The organism is Lysinibacillus sp. BSL11, from assembly GCF_052928325.1.
Map to the genome: position 1 here is coordinate 19,037 of NZ_JAVGCX010000028.1, position 9,751 is coordinate 28,787.

Sequence of the window (9,751 nt, forward strand, 5' to 3'; positions counted from 1 at the left end):
AGGGAAAACATGAAAAAACTATTGAAACTAGTATGTTTGATCCTAATTACGGTTGCCATATTACCTAAGGAAGCACAAGCGGCAAGCTTTATAGATTTAGCAGATGAAACATTATCAACAGAAATTAATTATTTAGTGGATCAGGAAATTGTAAAAGGCTATTCAAATAACCTGTTCAAACCAAATGAAAATGTAACGAAGGCACAGGTAGCTGTTATATTAACTCGTGCTTTAGCGTTAAATACAATCAATATAGAGAATCCAAACTATCAGGATGTAACGACCGCACATAAGTATTATAAAGAAATCGCAGCGGTACAAAATGCGGGTATATTTGATGATGTCCATACATTTCATCCAAATGCAACAATGACAAGAGGTCAAATGGCTATTGTGCTACAAAGGGCTTTCCAGCTTAAGGGTTCTGGGAATGCTTATTTTACAGACGTAACAGAACAAACACCAGGATATAAAGAAATTTTAACCCTAGCTCATAATCATTTAGTAAGGGGCTATGATGACGGTACATTTAAACCAGATGAACCTGTTACACGTGCTCACTTTTCAGCGTTTTTAGCACGTGCTATGACGCTATCTAAACCAGATTTGCTAAAAGATCGTGCTTTTATTTACACGTATGCCTATTATTCTTTAAATGATCATCAACGTTATACATTAGACTATCAATTCGATCACCATGACGGTAAAAATGATGTATGGGTAGTCGAAAATCTAAGTTCAGAACAAGCCTTTCCTAATGAACTGATATATGGCGATGATCGTATATATGGTCAAACCATTGCCCGTGATGGTAACACTCATTATGATTTATATTTGGAGCTACCACTTAGGATAGGTGTTATTTTACATGAGGATGATACTGGCGTTACGTCAGGTAAACGAGTAACGGTTAAAACGACCAATGGTATTGTTCAAGCTGGAGAGGTACAATATTCAGGTGTGGTCATACTAGAAGAAAAATCCATAATTAATGGTACAGTGAAAACCTATTATTTTGTGGATGGAATAGGTTTAGTGAAAGAGTTACACAATGATATTGTCGTGCTTGAACTGCTTAATCGCACCATGAAAAAATAGGAAGCAAGCCTACATTTCATAGTAGGCTTGCTTTATTTTTAATCTTGTAATGTAATATTGAAAAATCGCTGAAGGGCTTGTAACCATTCCTTTTCATTTTGTGTTGTATAGGTTGTTAAAGAAGAACCCTCATAGATTCTAAATTCGTTGTTCATCATGGTATGACGACCACCAATGGTTCGAATCATAGCAATTTTATTTTTTTGCTTGGAAAGTCGTGGTGCAAATTTTGCATCATTGGCATCATCGTAAAAACTATAAAGCAAACGCCAACTATGTTTAGTTTGTTCCAACAGCATCCAACCATTCGCTTCATCATAATCTATTTTATATAACTCTTTACCTTCACGGTGTTGATAGCCAGCAATCAGTGGGACTGGTTTACAGGGTGCTAATGCACCGACGCCTACATCTGAGATATAGTATTGTCCACTCACATTCACTAGCAATAATTGATGCATGGGAATTTCCTGTGGAGGGGTATTTTCTGCTACGTTGCGCCAAAACTGGGCATAGCGATTGGTAACAGAAAAGCCAAGCTCTCGTAAGAGCCAACTGAATAAGATATTTAATTCAAAACAATTGCCACCACGTTTATCAATAATTATTTTTTGAAATAAATCAGGAATAGCGAAGGAGATACCACGGTTCAAGGCAACATCTAAATTTTCATAGGGAATGGTTAATAGATGTTTAGTTTGTAGGTGTCCAAGTAGCTGAATAGATGGCTCTAACGTTCCTTGAAATTGAATATACTGTAAATAGTGCTGAATCTGCTCATTCATAAAATCGCCTCACTTCCTTATTAATAACATAACCGAAATAGTCTTAGATTACACGCATAAACTGAAGTAGGAAATGATAGAAAAATAGCTAAATAACTAGTAAGATTAATATGTTAGCTACTATAAAGTGAAATGTTTTACATATTAGTTAATAATAAAAATGGTAAGGTAGGTATCGTATATAGCATGAAATGGATAGAAGTGAATACATATGAGGAAATGAGCGAAGTGGCAGCTACTATTTTCTCAAAACAAATACAAGAGAAACCTGATAGTGTTTTAGGTTTAGCAACTGGTGGATCACCTGTAGGCATGTATAAAGAATTAGTGGCACGACACCAAGCTGGCCATTTATCTTTTAAGGAAATACAAACTTTTAACTTGGATGAGTATGTAGGCATTGAGCAATCAAGTCCAGCAAGCTACTTTACATTTATGCATGAGAATTTATTTAATTTTGTGGATATACAGCCGAAAAATGTCCATTTGCCAAATGGACAGGCAGCCAATTTAGCTGAAGAATGTGCTGCATATGATAAGCGCATTGAAGAAGCAGGAGGCATTGATTTACAGCTTCTAGGTATCGGTGTAAATGGACATATTGCTTTTAATGAACCAGGCACATCGTTTGATGCCAAGACGAATATTGTGGAGTTAACAGAGTCAACAAGAACAGAAAATGCTATTTATTTTGATGATCCGTCTGAAGTACCAACACATGCCATTACAATGGGCATTCACTCCATAATGAAGGCAAAGGAAATCGTTCTCATTGCCTTTGGTGAAAAAAAGCTCACGGCGATTGAAAAATTGAAAAGTGGTCATATTACAGAAGAATTCCCAGCAAGCCAATTATTAAACCATCCTAATGTTACAATAATTTATGGTGGTACGAATTAGCAAAAATAAGCAAAGACTTCTTAGGATTGAAGTCTTTGCTTGTTTATTTTTCCTGATAAAATAACCCCTGCTACAACGGCTAGTCCACCTATAAGCTGAAAAGAATGTAAATTTTCACTTAGAAAAAGAACAGCAAAAATGGAGGCGAAAACAGGAATGAAATTTAAATAAATACTTGCTTTGTTCGCTCCCAGCTGTATAACACCACTGTTCCAGCAGAGAAAAGCAATGATAGAGGCAAAAATACCAACATATAAAATAGCAGCAATGGTTGACCATTCCCAATGAATTGCTGTTGTACTAGACATTGTTTCATAGAGAGAAAAAGGGAATAACACAATAGCCCCAAGTCCAATCGTCACTAGAAAGGTAGACTGCCCTGGTAAGCGAGTTGCATATTGTTTAATGAGCAATGAATATATGCTCCAACAAAATACTGCTGCGATTACAATTAAATCCCCTTTGTTGAAAGTAAAATCGACAATCCTTTTAAAAGAGCCACCCATTATAATAAAGGCAACTCCACTCAGTGATAAAACGGTCCCTATTAACTGAAATTTTGATAGTTTTTCCTTCAAAAAAATAAAGGAAAGTATGTAAATCATTATGGGCGTAGAAGAGTTCATTAAAGATGCATTAATAGACGTAGTGTAATGTAATCCAATGTAAACAAGTGTGTTAAATGCTGTAACCCCTGTTAATGAAAGAATGATGACAATAAACCAATGTCTTTTCAGTATCCGCCATTCACGTTTTAATTGGTGATATGCAATGGGAAAAAAGATAATAAATGCGACGCACCAGCGTAAAAAGGCAAATGTTAGGGGAGGGATATCTTCACTAACGGCACGTCCAATAACAAAATTACCACCCCATAAAAGAGTTGCGAGTACTAATAATAGATATGGTGGAATTTTCAAGATGCTGTAACCCCTTTAGTAATTGAATAGTAAAGTTAATTATAGGCAGTCAGTATAGCAATAATCAATGCCTCTGTAGTTTTGCTATGCTAAAATAAGGAAAACAAGAGGAGGAATAACTGTGAAAAGTACCGTACCATGTTTACAAGAGGGAGATTTAGTCGGTGTTGTTGCACTTTCAAGTCTTGTAGAGCCTGAAAAACTAGGAGAAGCAGTAGCTTTTTTGGACGAATTGGGTCTTCGCTATATTGTAGGTGATACGATTCATGCAAAACATGAATATTTGGCAGGAAGTGATGAAATAAGACTAGCTGATTTTCATGAGATGGTAAAAAACCCAGAAGTGAAAGCAATCTTTTGTGTAAAGGGAGGCTATGGCTCTGCCAGAATTGCTGATAAAATTGATTATGCTTTAATAGAAGAAAATCCTAAAATTTTCTGGGGCTTTTCTGATGTTACATATTTACATTGTGCGATTAATGAGTATGCCAATATGGTGACATTTCATGGGCCAATGCTTATGTCCGCTAATAAGATGGATGATTTATCAAAGAAAATGTTTTTACAGCTATTTTCCTCTATGGAAATTCAGTATACAGAGGCAATTTCTCCGTTAACAACGATTGCGGGGGGCGTCGCACGTGGTGAAATGATTGGAGGAAATCTTTATCGTCTTGTCAGCACACTAGGTACCAAATTTGAAGTGAGGACTGAAGGTAGGATTTTATTAATAGAGGATGTAAATGAAACCATTCCATTTATTGACTCAATGCTTCAGCATTTAAAACAAGCAAGGAAGTTTGAGCAATTAGCAGGAGTCGTCATTGGTTCATTTACACAAACAGGATCTGATAAAGAAGCACTTCATTCGTTAATGAAGGAGTATTTTGCAGGTTTAGGAATACCAGTCGTGGCAGGTTTTAAGTTCGGACATGAAACAACGAATATAGCGATCCCACTAGGAACAGAGGCAATTTTAGATGCACAGGAAAAGGTGTTAAAAATATTACCAGGTGTGCATGTATGATAGGAAGAGGAAATATGGATATTGAAAATATACTGTAAGAAGCTGCGGTTGCACTAGCAGAAAAAAGATATCCCTCTGGATGGGGTGGAGATGCAGCATTATCTACTGCGGATGGACAAATTTTAATAAGTGTCGCACCCGAGGTTATGAATGCAGCTACTGAATTATGTATGGAAACAGGTTCTATTTTAGAGGCACATAAATTGAATATCAAAGTTACTCATTCGATTTGTGTTGCTAGGGAAGATGAAACATCTAAATTTGTATTGCTGACACTCTGTGGAGTCTGTCAGGAAAGAATTTTCTATTGGGGAGAAAATGTAAAAGCAGCGATTACGAATGTAGATGAAGAATTAGTATTTAAATCATTAAAGGAAATTCAACCTTAACATTGGTATAAGACATATAAACAATAAAGTAAAGACATTACAAAAAATGTAATGTCTTTTTTAGCTTTGTTAATAAGGCTCAGCATCGTGTCCTTTATTCATAGCATCTTGAGGTGCTTGATCACCATTGATATTGCCAAGTGGTTTTGAGGCAGAGGAATCTTTTTTAGCGTTGTGCAAACCTTCCTTGAGTAAGCGACCATATTCTTCGTCGGCTTCTTGTGCCAAAGCAATCATGGCATTTTGAATATCTTCATGACAGACCGATAGATCACGTATTAAATTTTCAAGAAGTTCATCGCGTTCCCACTGTTCAAAGTTACGATAAGTTTCACCAGCCTGTTTCGTATTACTTTGACGATCAATCGATTCACGAACAAGATTTCCTTCAATGTAAGGTGTATATTCTTTACCAGCTTGTGCTGCTTCCTTTAACCCATTCAGCATGGATGGCTCATAATTAATATGTGGATTTTGTCCAGGTGCCAAATCACGCTTATACATCATTTGCCCACCATGTTGATTGGTCGCTACACGTTTTTTTGGTGCATTAATTGGAAGCTGTAAGTAGTTGGCTCCTACACGATGGCGTTGTGTATCAGAATAAGAGAAAGTACGACCTTGCAACATTTTATCATCAGAGAAGTCTAAGCCATCAACAAGTACCCCTGTTCCGAAAGCAGCCTGTTCCACCTCAGCAAAATAATCTTCAGGGTTTTTGTTTAAAACCATTTTCCCAACTGGATACCATGGAAATTGATCGTTTGGCCAAAGCTTTGTATCATCCAATGGATCAAAATCAAGCTCAGGGTGTGGACCATCCTCCATAATTTGAACATGTAGCTCCCATTCAGGGAAGTCTCCACGTTCGATAGCATCATATAAATCTTGTGTAGCATGATTGAAATTTTTCTGTTGGATTTCTTCTGCTTCTTTTTGTGTTAAATTTTTAATACCTTGTAGCGGTTCCCAATGATATTTGACAAGGACTGCCTTGCCATCATTATTCACCCACTTGTACGTATTAACCCCAGAGCCCTGCATCATACGATAATTTGCTGGAATCCCCCAAGGAGAGTAAACGAATGTTACCATATGGAAGGTTTCTGGTGAGCTAGCACAAAAATCAAAAAAACGTTCAACGTTTTGAATATTAGTAATGGGATCAGGCTTAAAAGCATGAATCATGTCTGGAAATTTGAGCGCATCACGAATAAAGAAGATCTTTAGATTATTGCCCACTAAATCCCAATTGCCATCCTCTGTATAAAACTTTACTGCAAAACCGCGGGGATCACGCAATGTTTCTGGGGAGTGACCACCATGTATAACAGTTGAAAAACGCACAAAGACAGGTGTTTTTTTCCCTTTATCCTGAAAGACTTTTGCACGTGTATACTTAGCAATAGGTTCATTGCCAACAACACCATAGGTCTCAAAATACCCATGTGCTCCAGCTCCACGAGCATGCACAACCCGTTCTGGAACTCGCTCTCTGTCAAAATGACTCATCTTCTCTAGGAAATCATAATTTTCCAATGTTGCAGGACCTCGATTACCGACTGTTCGCAAATTTTGATTGTTGGTAATTGGATGTCCCTGTCTGTTGGTCAATGTCATATCTTGCTCATGTGTTGCATCATTTTGCTGTGTCATAGTATGACCCCTTTCCTATAGATACTTCCATTTTGTCCTTGAAAGGGGCCAACTAGTCATCCAAATTATCCCTTTGAACTACTAAAAAAGCTCTCCATACATAAATGTAGGAGAGCCTTGGATGGCGTTTTCAAATGGAATCAAGTTGTTTTGAGTATGGCCATTGCTTATAGTTGGTCATTAGTCATCGGTCATACAGTAACAGGTAACTTGTTATTGGTTTTTAACTAATTAGCTGAAAAGCTAGATTTGAAAACAGCACATCCAACTCGGGTTGGAGTCTCACCGTCCCGAGTCTAGAAATAACGGGAATCGTCAAAGTTAATTTGAATACTGTAATTTTTTGAATTGATAAGATTAGATAGTTTATGTGCATCTTTTTCAAGCTTTGTAGCTCGTTCTCGATATTCATCTGGCTCATACAAAGCGATTTCATATAACATTGTATTTTCGCCATAACCAAATCTTACACTCTCTTTTTCTCGCATACTGAAATCTTTACACAAATCAGCCTCGGCACGAAGTTGTGTTGCTAGTTCGATGGCTTCTACTAGTGCTAGCTTTTGCCCTTTAAAGTCTACTGTGTTTTGGATGTTTGCTTCGTAAACTAGGCGGTCTAATGTACGAGTATCTAGGCGAACTTGGGCTAAGTCAGCTTCAATAAGGGGGAGTGCTCGATTACTTGTTTTAGGAGCTTGCCCCTTTTCAACTGTTACAAAGGCACTGCGATGTAGTTCGTTTACTAGCTCTTGAGTTTTCTTTCCTAAAATACTTTTTAGTTTAACAGCTTCTGCAAGATTAATCACGAAAACACGTCCTTTTTATAGTGTTATAGATGGTACATCATTTGATATAATTGCGATTTGAAACTGTCCACCATGAATTTGATTGAACATTTTCCCAGCTGACGCAAGCAGTTCGTTCGCTGCGTCATTTGTTAAGGAAGGGCGGAAATAAAAAATATGTAAAGCATCAGTTGTTTCCTCTGTGACAGCCGTGCGTTTAGAATCAACAAAAGGTGAGCCAAATGCTCCTACCTCATCACGACTGTACAGAATATTTTCTAATGTGTTAAAGCGCCCATTCAAACCTTCATAACCAATCTCGTCATGACCAAGATCAATTGCTACAAACCCTTTGATTTGAGCAACATCATATAGACCAATTGGCATTTCATATTGGAGTGAAAAGAAATTATTTAAATCAACACCTGAATGAATTGGCGTTAAATAGTTTTGCTTACTAATTCGACGCATAAGGCTTTCTGCTGAGTGACGATAACGGTTTGGATCAGCACCAAGCTTTTTCCAAACTTGTCTCCATTCTGCAATACCCTCACGCTGTGCTACAGGAAGTTCCTGCATTTCAAGAAAGAGATTTTCCTGATACAATTGCATACGCCCTTTAATCATTTGAGGGGATTCCGCTACAACAATTTTGGTATAATGAATAATGCCGAATTTTAGCTCGGGATGTTGTGTTAATAGAGTTGGGTTAATGGAAATTTCCAATGAACATCACCTACTTTATCTATTTCTAATATTGTACCATGTAAGGAGTTGGAAATAAAATGAACATACACGACCTACAACGTGATTTTGTGGCATATGCGATGTCCATTGGTGTTGATAAAATAGGTTTTACAACAGCAGCTCCCTTTACAGAATTAAAAAACAGATTGCGTCGCCAGCAGGAGCTTGGCTATCAGTCTGGATTTGAAGAAAGTGATATTCAAAAACGTACAGAACCCCTTCGATTATTAGATGAAGCAGAGAGTATTGTAGCAATAGCTGTCGCTTACCCTTCACGTATGCAAAATGCACCAATTGGTAAAAGGGGTGCGCGACGTGGAATTTTCTGCCGTGCTTCATGGGGTGTCGATTATCATACAGCATTACGTGAGCGTTTAAAGCTATTATCCGCTTGGCTTGAGGAACATGTCAAAGGTGTACGTATTGAATCAATGGTTGATACAGGAGCCCTTGTAGATCGGGCTGTAGCTGAGCGTGCAGGCATTGGGTGGAGCGGGAAAAATTGCTCGATTATAACGCCTGAATTTGGTTCCTATGTGTATTTAGGAGAGCTCATTACAAATATTCCATTTGCGCCAGATAAGCCAATGGAGGATGAATGCGGAGATTGTCGACTGTGCTTGGATGTTTGTCCAACGGGAGCCTTAATTCAAGGTGGACAATTGGATGCACAGCGCTGTATTGCTTTTCTGACTCAAACGAAGGGAACATTACCAGATGAGTTTCGTAGTCATATCGGTAATCGACTCTATGGATGTGATACATGCCAGACAGTATGTCCTAAAAATAAAGGGAAAATTAACTGGATACATGAAGAATTTATACCAGATCCAGAGCTAGCCAAACCATTATTGACACCGCTTTTAACGATTACAAATCGAGAATTTAAGGGGAAATTTGGTCATGTTTCAGGCTCATGGCGTGGAAAAAAGCCTATCCAGCGTAATGCCATCTTGGCACTTGCTCATTTTAAAGAGGAAGCCGCCATACCAGATTTGATTGCTCTACTTCATAAAGATGACCGTCCTGTCATTCGAGGCACAGCCGCATGGGCTTTGGGTAAGATTGGCGGGGATACAGCTCAAACTGCCTTACATGAAGCAGAAGCTACCGAGCAGGATGAAGAAGTGCTAAGTGAAATTTATAAAGGGTTGCAGTTTTTTAAGTAAGATTGGATCTTGGGACAATTGGTTAACTACAGTTCAATGTAGGAATGAAATCAATTGATTGGAGTCCCTACGATTGGGAGAAGAGTCGCTCCAAAAGAAGAGGAATCCGCTCAAACCGAGAGAAGAACTGCTCTAAAAGAAGAGAGAGCGGCTGTTAGTATAAAAAATGGACACGAACTTAAGAGAGACTTATGATGAAGGAACAAAAAGGACGTGTCGAAAATGGAAAAGCAAACAAGAAAAAGATTATCGCAAGAAACCAAAGATTATATTGT

General features: G+C 37.9%; 9 protein-coding genes and 1 pseudogene. 5 read left to right on the forward strand and 5 right to left on the reverse strand.

Annotated elements, in window-relative coordinates:
* Positions 1-9 precede the first annotated feature (9 nt).
* Positions 10-1,098, forward strand: a complete 1,089-nt coding sequence (locus RCJ95_RS23115; RefSeq protein WP_369578278.1) for an S-layer homology domain-containing protein — start codon at positions 10-12, stop codon at positions 1,096-1,098.
* A gap of 38 nt (positions 1,099-1,136) precedes the next feature.
* On the opposite strand, the gene RCJ95_RS23120 is transcribed toward RCJ95_RS23115, so the two are convergent.
* Positions 1,137-1,883, reverse strand: coding sequence for an arylamine N-acetyltransferase family protein (locus RCJ95_RS23120; RefSeq protein WP_369578277.1), 747 nt, complete (start codon positions 1,881-1,883; stop codon positions 1,137-1,139).
* 186 nt (positions 1,884-2,069) lie between these two features.
* Here RCJ95_RS23120 and nagB point away from each other — a divergent pair, with 186 nt between their 5' ends.
* Entirely contained in the window at positions 2,070-2,783 is a 714-nt protein-coding gene (gene nagB / locus RCJ95_RS23125; protein ID WP_312130257.1) for a glucosamine-6-phosphate deaminase, read from the forward strand.
* A gap of 20 nt (positions 2,784-2,803) precedes the next feature.
* Here nagB and RCJ95_RS23130 read toward each other — a convergent pair whose 3' ends face one another.
* Positions 2,804-3,703, reverse strand: coding sequence for a DMT family transporter (locus tag RCJ95_RS23130; RefSeq protein ID WP_369578276.1), 900 nt, complete (start codon positions 3,701-3,703; stop codon positions 2,804-2,806).
* Between the two features lie 121 nt (positions 3,704-3,824).
* On the opposite strand from RCJ95_RS23130, the gene RCJ95_RS23135 reads away from it, so the two are divergent.
* Together RCJ95_RS23135 and RCJ95_RS23140 are read left to right on the forward strand one after the other, a co-directional pair.
* Positions 3,825-4,730, forward strand: a complete 906-nt coding sequence (locus RCJ95_RS23135) for a S66 peptidase family protein (RefSeq protein ID WP_446722816.1) — start codon at positions 3,825-3,827, stop codon at positions 4,728-4,730.
* A gap of 38 nt (positions 4,731-4,768) precedes the next feature.
* Positions 4,769-5,119 (forward strand): annotated as a pseudogene (locus RCJ95_RS23140) (cytidine deaminase); the annotation flags it as partial.
* Between the two features lie 69 nt (positions 5,120-5,188).
* Here the strand turns inward: RCJ95_RS23140 and RCJ95_RS23145 are convergent.
* From RCJ95_RS23145 to RCJ95_RS23155, 3 genes are all read right to left on the reverse strand, one after another.
* Positions 5,189-6,775, reverse strand: coding sequence for a catalase (locus tag RCJ95_RS23145; protein ID WP_312130259.1), 1,587 nt, complete (start codon positions 6,773-6,775; stop codon positions 5,189-5,191).
* A 296-nt stretch (positions 6,776-7,071) separates the two neighbouring features.
* Positions 7,072-7,581: a hypothetical protein gene (locus RCJ95_RS23150; protein ID WP_004230848.1), complete on the reverse strand. Its 510-nt coding sequence runs from the start codon at positions 7,579-7,581 to the stop codon at positions 7,072-7,074.
* A gap of 15 nt (positions 7,582-7,596) precedes the next feature.
* Positions 7,597-8,286, reverse strand: coding sequence for a B3/B4 domain-containing protein (locus RCJ95_RS23155; RefSeq protein WP_274770207.1), 690 nt, complete (start codon positions 8,284-8,286; stop codon positions 7,597-7,599).
* 59 nt (positions 8,287-8,345) lie between these two features.
* Between RCJ95_RS23155 and queG the strand changes: the two genes are divergently transcribed.
* Positions 8,346-9,476: a tRNA epoxyqueuosine(34) reductase QueG gene (gene queG / locus RCJ95_RS23160; protein WP_446722817.1), complete on the forward strand. Its 1,131-nt coding sequence runs from the start codon at positions 8,346-8,348 to the stop codon at positions 9,474-9,476.
* The last annotated feature ends 275 nt before the right edge of the window (positions 9,477-9,751 follow it).

What these genes read in the sequence shown, in the direction of transcription:
- RCJ95_RS23115 (WP_369578278.1), top strand. Translation starts at nt 10, where the DNA reads ATGAAAAAACTATTGAAACTAGTATGTTTGATCCTAATTACGGTTGCC.
- queG (WP_446722817.1), top strand. Translation starts at nt 8,346, where the DNA reads ATGAACATACACGACCTACAACGTGATTTTGTGGCATATGCGATGTCC.
- RCJ95_RS23145 (WP_312130259.1), bottom strand. Translation starts at nt 6,775, where the DNA reads ATGACACAGCAAAATGATGCAACACATGAGCAAGATATGACATTGACC.
- nagB (WP_312130257.1), top strand. Translation starts at nt 2,070, where the DNA reads ATGAAATGGATAGAAGTGAATACATATGAGGAAATGAGCGAAGTGGCA.
- RCJ95_RS23120 (WP_369578277.1), bottom strand. Translation starts at nt 1,883, where the DNA reads ATGAATGAGCAGATTCAGCACTATTTACAGTATATTCAATTTCAAGGA.